We start from the raw sequence: 17,020 nt of genomic DNA, 5'->3' as shown, positions 1-17,020 counted from the left end.
TCGGTGGGTGGCTCAGAGAGTGGTACTTGCCTGGCTCGCAATCAATACGGCGCCACAGGCTGTCTTGTCACCATCGCGCGCCACCGGGGAGCCATCGACCACCATCGTCGCATCGCCGCTGACGATACGGGTGGTGCCGTGGCGCGGGCAACTGACCTGGTCACCGATACGCGCCACCAGCTTGTTGCCCACCAGGGTCTGGTCGGAACCTTCGATGACGCTGCCACCGTGTGAAGTCTTGTCGCCAATGACGATGATCGGTCTGCTCATGGTGTATCCCCTTTTATTCTTACAGTCTGTCTTTCATCCGGTCGCAATGGCCGCTGCGAGGCCATGCCTTACCTCTTCGCCTTACCTCTTCATGACGCCCGGCATACGGTATTCGGTATGGCCGAAGTCCATCAGCTTCCAGCGGCCACCCCAGGTCAGTCCTACCGACTCGGCGACCTCGCCATAGAGGCGATAGCCTTCCATGGCCCATGGATCCTTTTCGCTGATCACCAGCTTGCCATTCCTGACAAAGGCGCAGTCGCCGGCCAGTCCGTACTGGTGATAACTCTGGAAGGCGGCTGCGTTGGTGACATTGCCGCCCATGCCAGCCAGCATGTTCTGGCGTTCTGGACTGCGATAACCCTCGATGAGCGCCATGTCGTAGCCATGCTTTTCCTTCATGATCTTGAAGACCAGGAGCAGGCGTTGGGCGTATTCAGGATTGAGCAGTTGCCAGTTGCGGCTGGCATTGACCAGCATCGGACGGACCTGGACCACTTCTGCGGTGGTAAACATTTCCGGCGGCAAGGGCGGCGGTGGTACGAGTTGCTCGCCCTTTAAAAGTTCCGCGATTTGAGAATTGGTTACGTGATCGGTATCCTCGAATCCATGCAACATGGATTTCCCGCTCAATAGATAGGCAATGATTGCCGGGCCGACCAACAAGACAACGATAGTGGATGTGATTACGTAATTGTTGCGCACGTAGTTCACTCCCGCTGTCAGGGAACTCCTGAGATTGGATGTTGTCCCTGCAATCACCTCATCGCTTGTTCTGTTCCATCGCTCCCAGCGGTTGCGCAGGCCGGAAAGACGGGCATTGAGGAACCGTAGGGTCCGTACCCTCCCAGATGGAAAAAGCAACAACCACATCGCGAAGCCGGTGGCCAGCAGGTAGGCAGCAATGAGAAGGAACAGCACGACGAATCCCCTTTTTATTCTGGCCGGCGCATCGTGAACCTGGGAGGACGAACGCCGCACGTTTCTGGAGTTGGGCCGGCCGGTTGTGCCGGACGGGCAGGAAACGGTAAATCAATAAAAATCAAACAACTTTTTGCAAGTTGAATAACACAGGAGTACGGCCTTGCAGCCTCCGAACCAAGAAAAACCTGCGTCCAGAAGACCGAGCTTGATGCCTGCATCCGACACTTCTTCTACGGATGAAGTTCGCATCCTCAATTCGATTTCGGATGGAAAGAACGCGACCCGCAGCACCACTGGCAGCAAGGCCGGCAAGCCACGCCGTCTGTTGGTCATCGTGCTGGTATTGCTGCTGGTGGCAGGGCTGGCCACGCTGGCCGCATTGCGCATGAACCGTCCCGACAGCGCGCCTGTGCAAGCAACTGGGGCCAATGCACCAGTGCCGCCAGTGGCCTCGGTCACGTCGGCCTCAACACCAGCGGCCGAGGCCATCACAACACCCGCAGCACCCGTAGCACAGGAGTCGTCCGGTGTCGGCGATACTGCGGTGATCAATGACACTGCCTCCCATGCGACCGATGATGCAGCATCAACCGCATCGCGCGGCCCGGACCAGTTGACCAGTGCCCTGGAAGAGGGCGTCAAGCCACCTCCTGCAACCTTGAAGAATGCGCTCGAAGCCAAGCCGGAAAAGCCGGCCAAGCAGGCCGCACCGCATGAAGACAAAAAGAAGAAGGCGGCCAAGACCGACAAGCGCGATGACAGCGACGTCGATCTGATCAAGGCCCTGGTCGAGCGCTCGGGCGAAGTCGAGAGAAAGCGCGCCGCGCGCGACACCGCCAGCAATGGCAATGGCCAGAAGTCGGCCCAGAACCAAGCCACTTCACCCCGGCAGAACGAAGCCCGCAATGTCGACGTGGTCGAGCGCAAGAACGGCGAAAGCACCGCGTCCCTGCTCAAGCGTTGTCATGCGCTCGGTTTCGTGGAAGGTGAGTTCTGTCGCTGGCGCATCTGTTCGGGCCGATGGGATAGCGACCCGGCCTGCAAGGTCAATGATGCCAATTGAGTCAAGCCCCGTTCGCACGCCGCTAACAGCGTGCAGCGGTATCTGATACGTAGATCCTGCCGAACCTGTGACCGATGTCTGAGCTCCTCAACCAGCTGGTGCAATTCACCAGCACCACCCGCCTCTACAGCCTCTCGCTGGGAGGGGAGGCTGCTTCTGCAGACCTGTTGGTGGAAGCTTTTGCCGCCACCGAAGGTTTGCATGGCGTGGGCCTGCGCGAGGTCATCGCGCTGAGTCTGGATGCCGGCCTGCCGCTGACATCCTTGATCGGGCGTCAAGCCAGCCTGCAGGTCCGATTGTCCGATGGCAGCACCAGCCGCTTTTCAGGATTGATCAACGAAGCCGCCAAGCTGGGCAGCGAAGGCGGCTTCGCCCGTTACCGCTTGCGCCTGGTGCCTTGGATCTGGCTGCTTGGTCAATCCCGCAACAGCCGCGTGTGGCAGGACAAGACGGTCATCGAGATCGTCGAGGACGTCTTCGCTGAGTATGCCCCGCACGCCGCCTGGACCTGGTCCGACGAAGTGGCCTCCTTCATGCAGGACGTGCCGCCGCGCAGCTATGTCATCCAGTACCGCGAGAGCAACCTGGAATTCGTCAGCCGCCTGCTGGCGGCAGAAGGCCTGTCCTGGCGTGTCGAAGAATCTGCCGATGCGGCCGCAGGTCATCGTCTGGCGCTGTTTGCCGATTCTTCCGTCAAGGGCGCCTTCCCCGAGGATGCCAGCAGTGCTGCTGCGCTGGGTGGCACGGGTATCCGCTTCCACGGCGCCAGCGCTCGTGAGCAACAGGACAGCATCCAGGCCCTGGCTGCGCGCCGCACGCTGCAATCGGCCACCTTCACCTTGCTCTCCTACGATGACAGGAACAAGCAAGCCATCGCCACCAGCCTGCCCACCAATCACGAGTTCGGTCACAAGGATGCACCGCGCCTGGAAAGTTACGACAGCCCCGGCCTGTCTGCCTACCGCGATACGGCCCAGGCCGACCGTTATGCGCAGTTGCACCTGCAAGCCAGTGAGGCCCGCAACAAGCTGTGGCAGGGCCGCAGCACGGTGCGCACCCTGCGCCCCGGCACCCGCTTCAGCCTCGCCCAGGGACCGCTGGGCCTGACTGCCGCAGCCGCCGGCCAGCCGGTCGAGTACGCGCTCCTTTCGGTGTTCAGCATAGGGGTGAACAATCTGCCCAAGGATGCCGAGGAAGGCTTGGCCGAATTGTTCGGCCCCTTGCCGCCGCTGCTGGAAGAGTGCGTGGCCGCCTGCCAGGCCCAACAGCAGAGCTTGTACGGCGCGCTGTCGCCGGACTCCCCGCCGTTGGCCAGCCAGCTCGAGCTGGATGGTGTCATCGCCCAGGCCCGCAAGCTGGGTTACGCCAATGCCTTCGAAGCCATCCGCGCCGATGTGGTGTGGCGCCCGGTACTGGCCGATGGCACCGGCTTACGTCTGCATCCGCGCGCCACCGCCAGGGGCAGCCAGAGCGCCATCGTGGTCGGTCCCGATGGCAACACCAGGGCCAACGGCGCCGATGAAATCTATTGCGACCGCCTGGGCCGGGTACGTATCCGTTTCCACTGGCAAGGCCGCAACAACGATGCCGGCGCCACCTGCTGGGTACGCGTAGCCCAGCGCGCCGCGGCAGGCGGTCACGGGATGCAGTTCCTGCCGCGTATCGGCCAGGAAGTGCTGGTGCAGTTCCTGGAGGATGACATCGACCGCCCGATCATCCTCGGCGCGCTCTACAACGGCCAGGGCGAAGGTGCCCAGGCCCCCACTCCGGGTGGCGAGGCGCGCAGCGACGCCCAGGATGGCAGCAAGGTCTTTGCCAGTGCCAGTGACGTCGCGCCCAGTGGCCAGGGCAACGTGGCTGGTGGCAATGCGCCCACCTGGCACGGTGGCAGCCAGGATGGCGACGGTCACCGCAACGCCGCCGCCCAGTGGGGCATCCGTTCCAAGGAGTTCGGCGGCGCTGGCTACAACCAGTTGCTCTTCGACGATACCGACGCCCAGGGTCGCGTCCAGCTCAAGACTTCACAGGCCGCTACCGAACTCAATCTCGGCCATCTCATTCATGCCGCCGACAATTATCGCGGCAGTTTCCGCGGCACTGGCGCCGAGCTGCGCACCGATGCCTATGGCGCCATTCGTGCCGCCAGCGGCATTTTGTTCTCCAGCTATCGGATCGTGCAGAACGCTGGCAGTCGCGACCCGGCAGGTGACAACGCAGGCGGCATGGCCTTGCTGAAACAGGCGGCGCTACTGGGCAAGACGTTCAATGAAGCGACGGTCACCCACAAGACGGTCGCCCTGGCCAGCCATGTCGGCCCCACGCAAACCAATGCCAGCATCATCAACGACAACGCTGCACCGCTGGAGGCCATCCGCACCGCTGCTGCCGGCATGGTCGACGGTGCCCCCGATAAAAGCGGCGAGGATGTCGCTGCGGCCAATACCCAGCCGTCCGATGGCAAGCTGCCGCAGAGTACCTCGGCCCTGATTGGCATCGCTGCACGGGAGGGCCTGGGCGCAGTCGCTGGCCAGCATCTGCAACTGGCCAATGGCGAGACCGTCAGTTTCCTCTCTGGTCAGGATAGCCAGCACGTGAGCGGCAACCAGTTGCGCCTGCGCAGCGGCCAGGCTTTAGGCGTGCTGGCCGGAGCCATCGCGGCAGGCGAGGGCGGGCAGGGTTTGCAGATGATCGCCGCGCAACAGAATATCGACGTTCAGGCGCAAGCCGAGACTTTGGCAGTGCAGTCCAGGGCGCAACTGAGCGTGGTCAGTGCCAATGCCAGCGTGGATTGGTCCGCTGCCAAGAAGATCACACTATCGACCGCGGGCGGGGCCAACATCACCATCGAGGGCGGCAATATCACGGTGCAGTGTCCGGGCAAGTTGACCATTCATGCGGCGCAGAAGGTGTTTGAGGGGCCGGTACGCAATGACGCCCAACTGCCGCTTCTGCCAGGGAGCATTTGCGTCGAGTGCTTGCTAAAGGCCAGAGCGGCAGGTTCACCGTTTGCGATGAAATGATATGAACGTCCAGGGACCCTCCGCGCGCGACATCGATATTTCCAGCATCTTCCATCGTGTTGAGGATAGCGAACCGGCAGCATTTCACTATGTGCTGCTCGACCCTTCAGGCTTGCCTGAGTTGCCCGCTCGCTTGAGGCGTCATCCGCGCCCTGCCAGCAATCTGTTCAGACTGGAGGGCCAGTTGTCGGCCCAGGCAGTGTCGCCTTTGCTCCTGCCTTGGCAACCCTCGGCTGAATCCGGGACATGGCGCGACTTGGAACATTGGATCGTCGATGTTGCAAGCACCAGTGCCAGCGTGCTCTGGATATCCTCCCCCCTGTCCCGGGAAGTCTTGGCAAAACGGCTGGCGCAACGTGTCAATGCCTTGCTGCCCGATAGTCTGGAGGTGGTGCTACGGTTTTTTGATACACGGGTCTTTGAAGCGCTGGTGCAGCTGTTGGCACCGCCTATCCGTGCTCATTTCCTCAGTCCCGCGACGCAATGGGCCTTTGTTGGACGCCGGGGGGAGATGATCCGGATTGCCTCAGAATTTGCCATCAATGAACCCTTGGAGCAGCCCTTGCTTCTTGATGCGGCAACGGAGTCGGCGTTGATCGATGCCAGCGAACCAGACCAGATCGCTGACATGTTAGGCAAGACCGTGCCGGACGCTTATCTTGGCTTGCCGTTCGAAGAACGCTACGATTTCATCCTTCGTCACCGACAGCACGCGCGGACACTGGGTATCGAGTCGAGTTTCGATCTGAGTCTCTATTGCGCCCTGGCCTTGCAACATGGCGAAGATTTTGCCCGACGTGAGCCATGGAAAGGCCGATTGGCGCAGTGTGTCAGCGGACAATCCAGCCTGTCGGAGGTGATCGTTTCTGTAGAAGACGCTGTATCAGCCGATGTCTCAAGCAATCCATGAGGGAAGAAAAAGAATGAAAGTCCTATCGATGTTGCACGCTCTCCTGGTGCTTGTGACCAGCCTTCTGCTGGCTTCCTCGTCGGCCAGAGCGGGCGAGCCCGTGATGCTGGGTATTGTCGGCTATAACTACACCAACCATTACATTGATCAGTTCTACGTCGACGGTACTGGTGGCGGCAATATTTACGTCAGTACGCCAACCTCTGGCGGGGGCGGCACGACCTGTTGCGTTCGCTATTATCCAGGATCGTCATTGCCATTGAAGATTCATGTCAAATGGACAGATAGCGCTTGTATGTTCCCGGAGCTCCAACCCGGCGTTGGAAGTTACATCAAGCCCAAGACGATTGAGCGTATCAAGCACTTCTTCAAAGAAGCGGACGTACTGATCAATGGTCCGATCCCAGCCGTCCCGCAGAACATGGAAATCCATTTCTATCCTGACGGTCGGGTCGAGGCGGCGATCACCGCCGAGTATTCCCCACCACGCTTGCGGCTGGAGGCGAGTCGCGAGGTAGAAGGCTATCCGGCCTGTACAGCAGAACAGATGGCAACCCAAGGCCAGCCCTGAGCGTGGTGCGATATGAAGCATTCGTCCGAGGCAGTGGCAAGGACGGCCGGTATTGGTTTGGATGAGAGGCAACATGAATTCTTCTTCGAATAGCGCGAAAAAGGGCGACCGGGTCGCCCCTCCATTGCTCCAGTCTTCCCAGATGCTGTGCAAGGCGGCCGAACTTGCCGACCGCAACACGGCAGCTTTGGACACACCGAGTAAGTCGGTCGCCGGGCCGGGCGCCAACCTGGTCAATAGCATGAAGGCTGTAGCTGGTGGCAGCGCGCCTGCCAGTTGTCGTCAAAAGCTGTGGGTATCCATCTTCTTTGACGGGACGGGCAACAATATGGATGCCGATGTCCCGACCAACGAACATAGCAATGTCGTGCGGCTCTATCGTGCTGCATGGGAAGATGACCCCGCCGTGGGGCGCTATCGCATCTACGTTCCCGGTATCGGAACCTACTTCAAGGAAATCGGTGACAACGGCGGTAGCATGACCGGCTTGGGGATGGGAGCGATGGGGCAAGCACGTCTGGACTGGGCTGCTAAAACCCTGGAGGACAGAATTGCGCCGCATCTTGCGCGGGCTGCCAATCCAAGCAATGCCATCGATGAGATCAACGTTGCGGTGTTTGGCTTCAGTCGGGGAGCCACGGAGGCGCGTGCGTTCATCCGCGATTTCATCAAGCAAAAGTGCAGTCAGAGCGGCAACTCGCTCAAGCTCAAGAACGGTGGCTGGCCAGTGCGTATCCGTTTCATGGGGCTGTTCGATACCGTGGCTTCGGTGGGCTTGCCGATGAGTGCCAACAATGCGGCTTTCGTGCGTAACGACCGTCTTACGGTGGGTAATGTCTTGCGGCGTTCCATGCAAGCGATACCAGCGACTCTGCGTGCGGTGGATCTGGCCTTTGGCGAACCCGGGGCAGACCCATCACCGGGCACGGCAGATGGTCACTCTGCCTGGGCCGACGATCTGCGCATTCCGGCGGCCGTCGAATTGTGCGTACACTTCATCGCCGCACACGAGATCCGCAATTCCTTCCCAGTCGACAGTGTTTTCTACAAGGGGCAACGTCCGGCGAATTGCCGAGAAATGATCTACCCCGGTGTCCATTCGGATGTCGGAGGAGGATATCGGCCGGGAGAAGAAGGTAAAAGCGGTCTGGCCAAGTCGCGCAAGAGTGGGCCGAGCCAGAGTTCACTCATGATCAGTCAGTTTCCCTTGCGAGGCATGTACGACCAGGCGCTGGCAGCGGGTGTTCCGCTGCGCCCGCAGTCGGCCTGGAAGCCTGAAACGAAAGAGGATTTCGACCTGGATCCCGATTTGATGCAGTTGCTCAAGCATTATCTGGATACGGCAGGCTGGGGCGGGATACCGATGGGCTTGCTGATCAACAAGCACATGAGCCTGTATTTTGCCTGGCGCTTCGCAAAGATCCGCCGCCAGCGTGGGGGCGACAAGAGCGAGCTGCAGCGTATTTCCGGTAACGAGTCCGTGTTTGAGCAAGAGTCGCAGGGACTCTCCTCGGAAGTGGAGCGATTGCGCGATCAGTACTACGAAGCCAACGGCAACGTATCCCGGGCGCAGCAGAACTACCAGAATTCCTTGATGAGCGGATATGGCAGCCGAACCCCTGACCCGCAAAGTAAACAGTATCTGGATCAACTCAATGCTGCCCAGAAGGTGCGCGACGCAGCCAAGGATGCCTATCTGTCAAAGAAGGCTCAGCTCGACACCATGCCTTCGATCGGAAAGCTATCCAAAAATATGGCGGAACTGGATGCGCAGTTGGTCTCCGATGCCGAAGATATCCGCAAGGCCTGCGTCGATGATCCTGCCAAACGTGCGAAGCTTCGTCCCCATTACAAGGTGCTGCTGGAAGCTTATGAAAATGAATTCATTCGAAAGCAGGGACTGCGCGATGAGCTCATCTTTGATTTCTTCGAGCATCATGTCCACGAATCTTTGGCTGACTTCTACCAGGATATGACTTTGCCTTCCGATCCACGCGTCATTTATTTCGGTGGCGACGAGAAATATAAGTACGCCGTCAATCTGCCTCGGCCTGATGAGAATGCCGCCCAGGCGGCTTGAGCCGCGCAGGGCATAACGGGAAAAGAAGAAATTGGTGAGCATGTTCGCAGTGACCCTGATGCTTCGGACGGGGCACTCGATCTCATACTCTTCCTGCTATCGACGGCGCTTCACGCCATCCTGCCCACCCCCAACCGAAACACACTCACCGACTCCGCCAACCTGCGCGCCTGCTCCTTGAGCGCCTCGGTAGCCGCCGCCGCTTCTTCCACCAGCGCCGCATTCTGCTGGGTCACCGTATCCATCTGCACAATGGCCTGGTTGACCTGTTCGATTCCGGCTTCCTGTTCGCCACTGGCGGCCGAGATCTCGCTCATGATCTGGGTCACGTTGCGCACGTTCATCACCAATTCCTCGATGGTCGCACCAGCATCCTTGACCAGCTTGCTGCCGGTCTCTACCTTTTCTACCGAGTTGCCGATCAAGTCCTTGATTTCCTTGGCGGCGGTGGCCGAGCGTTGGGCCAGGTTGCGTACTTCCGAGGCCACCACTGCGAAGCCGCGTCCCTGCTCGCCGGCACGCGCTGCTTCCACGGCAGCATTCAAGGCCAGGATGTTGGTCTGGAAGGCGATACCATCAATCACCGAAATGATCTCGGCAATCTCCCGTGCCGAGGCCTGGATCTCATCCATCGTGCTGACCACGTCAGAGACCACCAGTCCGCTGCGCGAGGCCACTTCCGAGACCGACCCCGCCATAGCGTTGGCCTGGCGTGCGTGATCGGCATTGCGCCGCACGGTGGAGGTGATCTGCTCCATCGCAGCGGCCGTCTCTTCCAGTGAACTGGCCTGCTGTTCGGTACGGGCCGAGAGATCGAGGTTGCCGCCGGCGATCTGGGTGGAGGCGGTGACGATGGTATCGCTGCCGGTACGCACGCCGCCCACCACGCGTTGCAGGCTGCTGTTCATGTCCTTGAGCGCCTGCAGCAGTTCGCCGGTCTCATCCTTGCGCGTGACCTCGATGCGGCTGCCGAGGTCGCCAGCGGCGACCGTCTTGGCGATCTGCACCGCTTCGCGCACGGGGCGGGTGATGGAGCGCGTGGCCAGGGTCGCCAGTGCCGCCGCCAGCACCACCACCAGCACGCCGACGCCCAGCTCTATCGACTTGCCCGCGCTGATGGCGGCCGATATTTTCTGGCCTGTGCCGTTGGTGTTCTCGTGGGCGATGGCCAGCAGGCCGGCAAAGCCTGCACCCAGAATCTTGTCGGCGCCGCTGATGGAGGCATCGATGTCGGTGATCGAGGTACCTGCGGCCTTCAGCGATTGCACCTTGGCCAGCGCCTGGCGATAGTTGCGTTCGCCGCTGCTGATCTTTTGCAGCAGGGCTTCTTCCTTGGGATCGTCCACGCCCAGCTTGCGGTATTGCGCCACCAGGTTGGCAATGGCATCCATGTCGGCCAGGAACTGCTGGTCATAGTCCTTGCCGCGCAGGATATAGTTCTTGAAGTTGTGCACGCTCTCGCCCAGCTTGATATAGCCCTGGGTGGCGTAATCCTGCTTGTTCAGTACCGTGCCGGAAAAATTGTCCCAATGTTGCCCTATTCGCGTCAGGGTCAGGATGGAGGCGATGATGAGTACACATGCGAGCAACGTGAGCAGCATGAAAGAACCGCCCAGCCGGATACCGATTTTCATACTTTTCCCTGAATATTATTTATAAGATTTATAGATTCTGACTCGGACTGACCAGGCGGTATGGGAAAGGAAGGCGGCAAAAAACAGTTCACCTCATCATTTGTCATACCAGAAGTTGCAATGAAGAACGATTTGGCCGAATCAAGCAACATTGAGGCGCGGATTCTTTCGGATGCTGCAATACAGCATTGTCGGATCCCTGGTTTTTCCCACGGCCCTGGATCGATAAAATTTATGCATGGGAATGAAGCATTGATAAGGGATACGCATAGGGCTGGATCCGCTTGCATTCACCAGGGAGCCGATCATGAAGACCCAATTTGCACGCCAACTCGCCGTCACCGCCGCCTTGTCGCTGGCGACACTCACCGCACAGTTTGCCTACGCCGCCGATACAGCGCCGACCTCGGCCCCGGCCAAGAGCGAAGCCGTCACTACCGTTGCCACCACCGCCACCGGCAAGACCGGCCTGACCCGTGCCCAGGTGCTGGAAGACCTCAAGCAATACCAGCGCGAACACGCCAACCCCAGCTATGCCGAGCTGGTGTTTCTGCGCTGATCGCTTCTAAGGTAGGGAACGTGTTCACGCCGCTCATTGCGGCATGAACATCTTCTGCAGCAAGCCGATCAACTGCGCCCGTTCGCTATCGGAGAGCATCTCGGTGGCCTTCAGTTCCAGTTCGATGGCGGTCTGTTCGGCCTTGGTACACATGCGCATTCCAGCCGTGGTCAGGGCCAGTACCTGCGAGCGGCGATCTTGCGGATTGCGCTGGCGCAGCAGCAGGCCGCGTTGTTCCAGCTTGTCCAGCAGCGTCGCCAGGTTGGGCGGGGACACATTGATCGCCTTGGACAGGCGTTTCTGGTTGATGTTGGGGTTGGCCTTCAAGAGGCTCAATACCGTGAAATCCACCGGCCGCAACTCGAACTTGGCCATGCGCTTTTCGAACAGCGGCATGATGGTGATGTAGGCACGGCGGCAGTTGTAGCCGACCAGGCTCAACAGCAGTTGCTGGTCCAGCGCCGCGCTTGTGGCGGCAGCATCATCGTCGGAATCGAAATCAGCCGGCTTCTTGGGCAGCATGGTGGTCCAGGTCGGTAGGAAGGGGGGGCAGCCCGGTCGCCAGGCAGCCTTCGATCACGCTGGACAACTGGTGGACTTCCGCAAATATAAAGGCGAAATGATAGCACGCGGTATCCCGCTTGCTGCCGTAGTAGCGCGGGTCGGCAGCCAGTGCTGATAGCGCCCGGCGCCCCGCGCGCAGCCACATCCAGCCCAGCGCCACATGCCCGGTCAGGCGCAGCATTTCATCGGCCAGGAAGTAGGGCAGGGTCGGTTCCTGTGCCGCTTGCTGGGCGATGCGTTGCGCGTAGTCTTTTAATTTATCCACAGCGTTTTTCAGCAAGCGGGCCTGATCTCCCAGCACCGATACATCTTCTGCGTCGGCGCTCACCAGCGCCAGGAAGTCATGCAGGCGTCGCCGGTCGTCGGCCAGCGCCTTGCGCAGCAGGAAGTCGATGGCCTGGATCTCGTTGCTGCCTTCATAGATCATCGTAATGCGGGCATCGCGCATGAATTGTTCGATGCCGGTCTCGACCACGTAACCGTGTCCGCCAAAGACCTGCAATGCGCGGCTGGCGCACTGGAATCCCTGGTCGGTGAGGAAGGCCTTGATGACAGGTGTGATCAATTCCAACCGTTCATGATGCACCCGGCGCATGGCCGCATCCGTATCGTGTTCGGCCAGGTCCAGCAGCAGACCGGCCCAGCAGGTCAACATGCGCGCTCCCTCGATGCGGCAGCGCTGCTCCATCAAGAGCTTTTGCACGGCCGGATGACGCACGATCAGGTCGGTTCCGGTACCGCCCGGCGCCCGCGATTGCCGGCGCTCGCGGGCGTAGGCCGAGGCGCGTTGCCAGGCCGCTTCTGCCAGTCCCAATCCCTGCGCACCCACGTGCAGGCGCGCCGCATTCATCATCACGAACATGGCCGCCAGGCCGCGCCCCGGTTCGCCCACCAGCCAAGCCTGCGCCTGCTCGAAATGCAGACTGCAGGTGGCGCTGCCGTGAATGCCCATCTTGTGTTCGATGCCGGTGCAATGTATGCCGTTACGGCTGCCGTCGGGCAGTACGCGCGGTGCCAGCAACAGCGACAGGCCCTTACTGCCCGGCAGCGCATCGGGCAGGCGCGCCAGTACCAGGTGCACGATGTTGTCGGTCAGGTCGTGCTCGCCCCCGGAGATGAAGATCTTGTCGCCAGTGATGCGATAGCTGCCATCCTCCTGCGGCACGGCACGCGTGCGCAATTGGCCCAGATCGCTGCCGGCCTGGGCTTCGGTCAGGCACATGGTGGCCAGCCATTGGCCACTGGCGATCTGCTCCAGGTAGCGCGCCTGCAGTTGCGGCGAGCCATGCGTGGCCAAGCAGGCATAGGCGCCATGCAAGAGGCCCGGATACATGGTCCAGCCGTGGTTGGCGGCACTGAGCATTTCATAGAGCGCGCAATCGAGCACGTGCGGCAAGCCTTGTCCGCCATGCTCGGGCGCGCAGGCCAGGGCCGGCCAGCCGCCTTCGCAAAATTGCGCATAGGCGCGGACGAAGCCGGGCGGGGTGCTTACTGCGCCATGCTCCAGACGGCAGCCTTCGCGGTCGCCAATGGCGTTCAACGGCGCCACTACGTTGGCGGCGAAGCGGCCGGCTTCTTCCAGTACCTGCATCATCAGCTCGCCATCGAGCTCGGCGTGCGCCGGCAGGGCGCGCAAGACTTGCGGTGCCTGCAGCACTTCATCGAGCACGAAGGCAAATTCGCGCAGGGGAGGGGTATAGCTCATCGTCATTCCTTTCGCTGCACTTTCTTATGTTGTTTTTGCATATCGTGGTGCAGAAAGCGTCACCGTTCAGGAAGCGACCGCCGCCTCCACTTCGGCCTTCTTGCCAAAGCCCAGGTAGGCCTGGATCACTTGCGCATCACCGGCCAGTCTGGTCGACTCGCCCTGCATGGTGACCTTTCCCAGTTCCAGCACGTAACCATAGTCGGCGGTCTGCAAGGCCGCACGCGCATTCTGTTCCACCAGCAACACCGAGATGCCGGCCGTGCGCAGTTCGGAAACGATTTGCAGGATTTCCTTGACGATGCGCGGCGCCAGGCCCAGGCTGGGTTCGTCCAGCATCAGCAGTTCCGGCTTGGCCATCATGGCGCGGCCGATGGCCAGCATCTGGCGCTCGCCGCCGGAGAGTGTGCCGGCCTGCTGGCTACGCCGTTCCTTCAGGCGCGGGAAAAGTTCGAAGACGGTCGCTAGCTGGTCCAGCGGTTGTGCCTGGCGCAGCCGCAGGCGACGGAATCCCCCCAGCAGGAGGTTGTCTTCCACGCTCATGCTGGAAAACAGTTCGCGCCGTTCCGGCACCAGTGCGATGCCGGCCATCACGCGCTGTTCCAGGCTCCAGCGTTCCACAGCCTGCCCTTGGTAACGCACCGAACCCTGCGCCGGCAGCACCCCCATGATGGCGTTGAGCAGAGTCGATTTGCCGGCACCGTTGGGCCCGATCACGGTAGCGATACTGCCGCGTTCGAGCTTGAGGTCGATGTCGTGCAGCGCCTGCACCTTTCCATAGCTGGCGCGCAGTTGCGCCACTTCCAGTACCAGTTCGCTCATTCGATTCCACCCAGGTAGGCTTCGATCACGGCAGGATGCCGCTGGATCTCTTGCGGTGTGCCTTCGGCGATCTTGGCGCCGAATTCCATCACCACGATGTGGTCGGTCAGTTCCATGACGAATTCCATGTCATGCTCCACCAGCAGGATGCTCATGCCATCGGCGCGCAGCTCCTGCAATACATTGGAGAGCGCCTGCTTCTCCAGATGCCGCAGGCCCGCCGCCGGTTCGTCCAGCAGCAGCAACAGCGGATCGCAGCACAGGGCGCGCGCGATTTCCAGAATACGTTGCTGGCCCAGCGCCAGGTTGCCGGCCTGTTCGTGCATCAGGTGTTGCAGTCCGACCCGATGCAGGGCACGTGCGGCTTCGTCCAGCAGCGCCTGCTCTTCGGCCCGTTCCAGGTGCAGCATGGCGTTGACCGTATTGCGCAGGAAACCCTGCTCGCTGCGCATGTGTGCGCCCAGCGCCACGTTTTCCAGCACCGACATGCCCGGCAGCAGTCGTACGTGCTGGAAGGTGCGGGCAATGCCCAGCCTGGCGATGGCGCGAGCCGGCAGTCCGGCGATGTCGCGCCCATTGAAGCCAACCCGTCCGCCGCTGGCGTGCAGCAGCCCGGTGACCAGGTTGAAGGTGGTGGATTTGCCGGCGCCATTGGGCCCGATCAACCCGACGATCTCACCGGCCTTGACGTTGAAGGACACATCATTGACCGCCACCAGCCCGCCAAAGCGTTTGTTGATCTGGTCTACCTGCAGCAGCGGCGCACCGCGTGCCGGCCCCTGGCGCTTGCTCATGGCCGCTCCCGTGGCCACCCGCAGCGGCGGCGCTGCCGGTGGGAACACGCGCAGCCACAACGCGAGCACCCAGGGCCACAGGCCACCGCGGGCATACTTGAGCAGCACGATCAGGATCAGGCCGAAGACGATGCTCTCGTAGCTGCCGCCATCGCCCAGCAGGGCCGGCAACAGCACCTGCAACTGGTCCGACAGCAGCTTGAGGGCAGCGGCCCCCAGCAGTGCACCCCAGATGTGGGCGATACCGCCGACTACCACGATGAACAGATACTCGATGCCCATGGCCAGGCTGAAGGGCGAAGGATTGACGGTGCGCTGCATGTGCGCAAACAGCCAACCCGACACCGCGGCCAGCAGTGCGGCCAGCACGAAGATCAGGATCTTGTAGCGCCCGGTATCGACCCCCATGGCTTCGGCCATCGAACGTCCGCCCTTGAGGGCGCGGATGGCCCGTCCGGCGCGCGAATCCAGCAGGTTCAGCGAAATCCAGGCGGCCGCCAGCACGATGGCCCAGATCAGGTAGTACAGGTGGCGCTCCTGGGCCAGGTCCACGCCCAGCACGTGCAGCGCGGGGATGCCGGAGATGCCGTCATACTTGCCCAGCCAGTCCACCTTGCCGAACAGGAAGTACAGGCTGATGCCCCAGGCGATGGTGGCCAGCGGCAGGTAGTGACCCGACATGCGCAGCGTGATGCGGCCCAGTACGTAGGCTGACACCCCGGTGATCAACAAGCCCAGCGGCAGCGTCAGCCAGGGCGAGACGCCATGCACGGTCGTCAGGTAGGAGGTGGTATAGGCGCCCATGCCGACGAAGGCTGCCTGGCCGAAGGAGGTCATGCCGCCGATGCCGGTCAGCAGCACCAGGCCGATGGCCACCAGCGCATACAGGCCGATGTAGTTGGCCTGGATCACCCAGAACTGCGGCGTAGGCAACAGCGGGAAGGCGGCCAGGACCACCAGCAGTGCATACAGAGGAAGTCGCTTGTTCATCATGTTCACTCCTCATCCTCGTCATGCGCCGGTGTGACCAGCGAGCGCCACAGCAGGATCGGCAGTAGGGCCATGAAGACGATCACTTCCTTGTAGTCGCTGGCCCAGAAGGAACTGAAGGATTCCAGTAGTCCCACCAGCAGTGCGCCCCCTGCGGCCGCCGGGAAGCTGGCCAGCGCACCGATGGTGGCGGCGACGAAACCCTTCAAGCCGATCAGGAAACCCGAGTCATAAAAAATGGTGCTCATCGGGCCGATCAAGACACCCGACAGAGCACCGATAAACGCCGCTACGGCAAAGGACAATTTGCCCGCCAGCGTCGTGGAGATTCCCATCAGGCGTGCGCCCAGGCGGTTGACCGCCGTGGCGCGCAGCGCCTTGCCATACAGCGTGCGGCCGGAGAACAGCCACAGCGCCACCAGCAGCGCGGCGGCGGCTACCACCACCACCACGGTCTGGGCACTCAAGGTGAGCGCGGCCAGGTTCCAGCGCTCATCCCAGAAGGCCGGGGTGCGGAAGCCCTCGGCACCGAAGAACACCAGCCCCAGCCCGGTCATGGCCAGGTGGATGCCGACCGAGACGATCAGCAATTGCAGCACGCTGGCGTCAGCCAGCGATTCAAACACCACCTGGTACATCAGCGGCCCCAAGGCGGTGATCAGCAGCAGGGTCAGCAGCACCTGCACCGGCAGCGGGAACTGCTGGGGCGCGGCCCACCACACCAGAGCGGCGATGGCCAGTGGCAGGGCCAGCGTTTCCAGTAGCGCGCGTGGCAGCAGGGCCGCCTGGCCGGCGCGCAGCAGGGCGCTGGTCTGCATCCCGGCCGCGCACACGGCCAGTACCAGCAGCAGCCAGAGCGGACCGGGGCGCTGGCCTTGTTGCAGCATGGCCAGGGTGAGCGCGCCATAGGCGACGAATTCGCCTTGGGGAATGAAGAGAATGCGGGTGACCGTGAAGACCAGCACCAGGGCAATGGCGATCAAGCCATAGACGATGCCGTTGGTCAGGCCATCCAGGGTGAGGATGGCAGCAATGGAAGAGTCCATGTGTGGGAAGCGAAGCAAGCAAATATCACGGAACCACGGTGGCGCAACCCGCTTTACGGGTACGCCAC

At 61.5% G+C, this 17,020-nt stretch carries 14 protein-coding genes; 6 read left to right on the top strand and 8 right to left on the bottom strand.

Going from position 1 to position 17,020, the window contains the following annotated elements; all coding sequences use genetic code 11:
- Positions 1–12 precede the first annotated feature (12 nt).
- Both RC54_RS21130 and RC54_RS21125 read right to left on the bottom strand, forming a co-directional pair.
- Positions 13–270 carry a PAAR domain-containing protein gene (locus tag RC54_RS21130; RefSeq protein ID WP_061789970.1) on the bottom strand — a complete coding sequence of 86 codons (258 nt, stop codon included), beginning with the start codon at positions 268–270 and terminating at the stop codon, positions 13–15.
- Positions 271–351: 81 nt separating this feature from the next.
- Positions 352–1,191: a M15 family metallopeptidase gene (locus tag RC54_RS21125; protein WP_058896799.1), complete on the bottom strand. Its 840-nt coding sequence runs from the start codon at positions 1,189–1,191 to the stop codon at positions 352–354.
- A gap of 211 nt (positions 1,192–1,402) precedes the next feature.
- Between RC54_RS21125 and RC54_RS21120 the strand changes: the two genes are divergently transcribed.
- The 5 genes from RC54_RS21120 to RC54_RS21100 all read left to right on the top strand — a co-directional run bounded on the left by RC54_RS21120 (position 1,403) and on the right by RC54_RS21100 (position 8,838).
- Positions 1,403–2,257: a hypothetical protein gene (locus RC54_RS21120; RefSeq protein WP_061789971.1), complete on the top strand. Its 855-nt coding sequence runs from the start codon at positions 1,403–1,405 to the stop codon at positions 2,255–2,257.
- Positions 2,258–2,331: 74 nt separating this feature from the next.
- On the top strand, positions 2,332–5,277 hold the full coding sequence (locus RC54_RS21115) for a type VI secretion system Vgr family protein (RefSeq protein WP_061789972.1): 2,946 nt from the start codon (positions 2,332–2,334) through the stop codon (positions 5,275–5,277).
- Between the two features lies 1 nt (position 5,278).
- The gene (locus RC54_RS21110; protein ID WP_058896796.1) at positions 5,279–6,187 is read left to right on the top strand and encodes a DUF4123 domain-containing protein; all 909 of its coding nucleotides are present in this window, start codon (positions 5,279–5,281) and stop codon (positions 6,185–6,187) included.
- Positions 6,188–6,200: 13 nt separating this feature from the next.
- On the top strand, positions 6,201–6,758 hold the full coding sequence (locus RC54_RS21105; RefSeq protein ID WP_061789973.1) for a DUF3304 domain-containing protein: 558 nt from the start codon (positions 6,201–6,203) through the stop codon (positions 6,756–6,758).
- A gap of 73 nt (positions 6,759–6,831) precedes the next feature.
- Positions 6,832–8,838 carry a T6SS phospholipase effector Tle1-like catalytic domain-containing protein gene (locus RC54_RS21100; RefSeq protein WP_164471232.1) on the top strand — a complete coding sequence of 669 codons (2,007 nt, stop codon included), beginning with the start codon at positions 6,832–6,834 and terminating at the stop codon, positions 8,836–8,838.
- A 110-nt stretch (positions 8,839–8,948) separates the two neighbouring features.
- Here the strand turns inward: RC54_RS21100 and RC54_RS25925 are convergent, their stop codons facing one another.
- Positions 8,949–10,472, bottom strand: coding sequence for a methyl-accepting chemotaxis protein (locus RC54_RS25925; RefSeq protein ID WP_058896793.1), 1,524 nt, complete (start codon positions 10,470–10,472; stop codon positions 8,949–8,951).
- Between the two features lie 307 nt (positions 10,473–10,779).
- Between RC54_RS25925 and RC54_RS21090 the strand changes: the two genes are divergently transcribed.
- A complete protein-coding gene (locus RC54_RS21090; RefSeq protein WP_058896792.1) occupies positions 10,780–11,031 on the top strand; it encodes a hypothetical protein in 252 nt (83 codons plus the stop codon).
- A 33-nt stretch (positions 11,032–11,064) separates the two neighbouring features.
- Here RC54_RS21090 and RC54_RS21085 read toward each other — a convergent pair whose 3' ends face one another.
- Genes RC54_RS21085 through RC54_RS21065 form a run of 5 tightly spaced genes read right to left on the bottom strand, consistent with a single transcriptional unit; the run spans position 11,065 to position 16,952 of the window.
- The gene (locus RC54_RS21085) at positions 11,065–11,553 is read right to left on the bottom strand and encodes a MarR family winged helix-turn-helix transcriptional regulator (RefSeq protein ID WP_058896791.1); all 489 of its coding nucleotides are present in this window, start codon (positions 11,551–11,553) and stop codon (positions 11,065–11,067) included.
- Positions 11,531–13,306 carry an acyl-CoA dehydrogenase gene (locus RC54_RS21080; RefSeq protein WP_058896790.1) on the bottom strand — a complete coding sequence of 592 codons (1,776 nt, stop codon included), beginning with the start codon at positions 13,304–13,306 and terminating at the stop codon, positions 11,531–11,533. Before RC54_RS21080 ends, RC54_RS21085 begins: the two co-directional genes overlap by 23 nt.
- 60 nt (positions 13,307–13,366) lie before the next feature.
- The gene (locus RC54_RS21075; RefSeq protein ID WP_061789975.1) at positions 13,367–14,122 is read right to left on the bottom strand and encodes an ABC transporter ATP-binding protein; all 756 of its coding nucleotides are present in this window, start codon (positions 14,120–14,122) and stop codon (positions 13,367–13,369) included.
- Positions 14,119–15,909: a branched-chain amino acid ABC transporter ATP-binding protein/permease gene (locus RC54_RS21070; RefSeq protein WP_061789976.1), complete on the bottom strand. Its 1,791-nt coding sequence runs from the start codon at positions 15,907–15,909 to the stop codon at positions 14,119–14,121. Before RC54_RS21070 ends, RC54_RS21075 begins: the two co-directional genes overlap by 4 nt.
- A 2-nt stretch (positions 15,910–15,911) precedes the next feature.
- Positions 15,912–16,952, bottom strand: a complete 1,041-nt coding sequence (locus RC54_RS21065; protein ID WP_061789977.1) for a branched-chain amino acid ABC transporter permease — start codon at positions 16,950–16,952, stop codon at positions 15,912–15,914.
- Positions 16,953–17,020: the final 68 nt, after the last annotated feature.

Origin of the sequence: Herbaspirillum rubrisubalbicans, assembly GCF_003719195.1 — a bacterium.
In the GTDB taxonomy this organism is placed as follows: Bacteria; Pseudomonadota; Gammaproteobacteria; order Burkholderiales; family Burkholderiaceae_D; genus Herbaspirillum; species Herbaspirillum rubrisubalbicans.
This window is presented reverse-complemented; position numbering and strand designations above follow the sequence as displayed.

What these genes read in the sequence shown, in the direction of transcription:
- RC54_RS21100 (WP_164471232.1), top strand. Translation starts at nt 6,832, where the DNA reads ATGAATTCTTCTTCGAATAGCGCGAAAAAGGGCGACCGGGTCGCCCCT.
- RC54_RS21075 (WP_061789975.1), bottom strand. Translation starts at nt 14,122, where the DNA reads ATGAGCGAACTGGTACTGGAAGTGGCGCAACTGCGCGCCAGCTATGGA.
- RC54_RS21130 (WP_061789970.1), bottom strand. Translation starts at nt 270, where the DNA reads ATGAGCAGACCGATCATCGTCATTGGCGACAAGACTTCACACGGTGGC.
- RC54_RS21090 (WP_058896792.1), top strand. Translation starts at nt 10,780, where the DNA reads ATGAAGACCCAATTTGCACGCCAACTCGCCGTCACCGCCGCCTTGTCG.
- RC54_RS21080 (WP_058896790.1), bottom strand. Translation starts at nt 13,306, where the DNA reads ATGACGATGAGCTATACCCCTCCCCTGCGCGAATTTGCCTTCGTGCTC.
- RC54_RS21120 (WP_061789971.1), top strand. Translation starts at nt 1,403, where the DNA reads ATGCCTGCATCCGACACTTCTTCTACGGATGAAGTTCGCATCCTCAAT.
- RC54_RS21110 (WP_058896796.1), top strand. Translation starts at nt 5,279, where the DNA reads ATGAACGTCCAGGGACCCTCCGCGCGCGACATCGATATTTCCAGCATC.
- RC54_RS21065 (WP_061789977.1), bottom strand. Translation starts at nt 16,952, where the DNA reads ATGGACTCTTCCATTGCTGCCATCCTCACCCTGGATGGCCTGACCAAC.
- RC54_RS25925 (WP_058896793.1), bottom strand. Translation starts at nt 10,472, where the DNA reads ATGAAAATCGGTATCCGGCTGGGCGGTTCTTTCATGCTGCTCACGTTG.
- RC54_RS21070 (WP_061789976.1), bottom strand. Translation starts at nt 15,909, where the DNA reads ATGATGAACAAGCGACTTCCTCTGTATGCACTGCTGGTGGTCCTGGCC.
- RC54_RS21085 (WP_058896791.1), bottom strand. Translation starts at nt 11,553, where the DNA reads ATGCTGCCCAAGAAGCCGGCTGATTTCGATTCCGACGATGATGCTGCC.
- RC54_RS21105 (WP_061789973.1), top strand. Translation starts at nt 6,201, where the DNA reads ATGAAAGTCCTATCGATGTTGCACGCTCTCCTGGTGCTTGTGACCAGC.
- RC54_RS21115 (WP_061789972.1), top strand. Translation starts at nt 2,332, where the DNA reads ATGTCTGAGCTCCTCAACCAGCTGGTGCAATTCACCAGCACCACCCGC.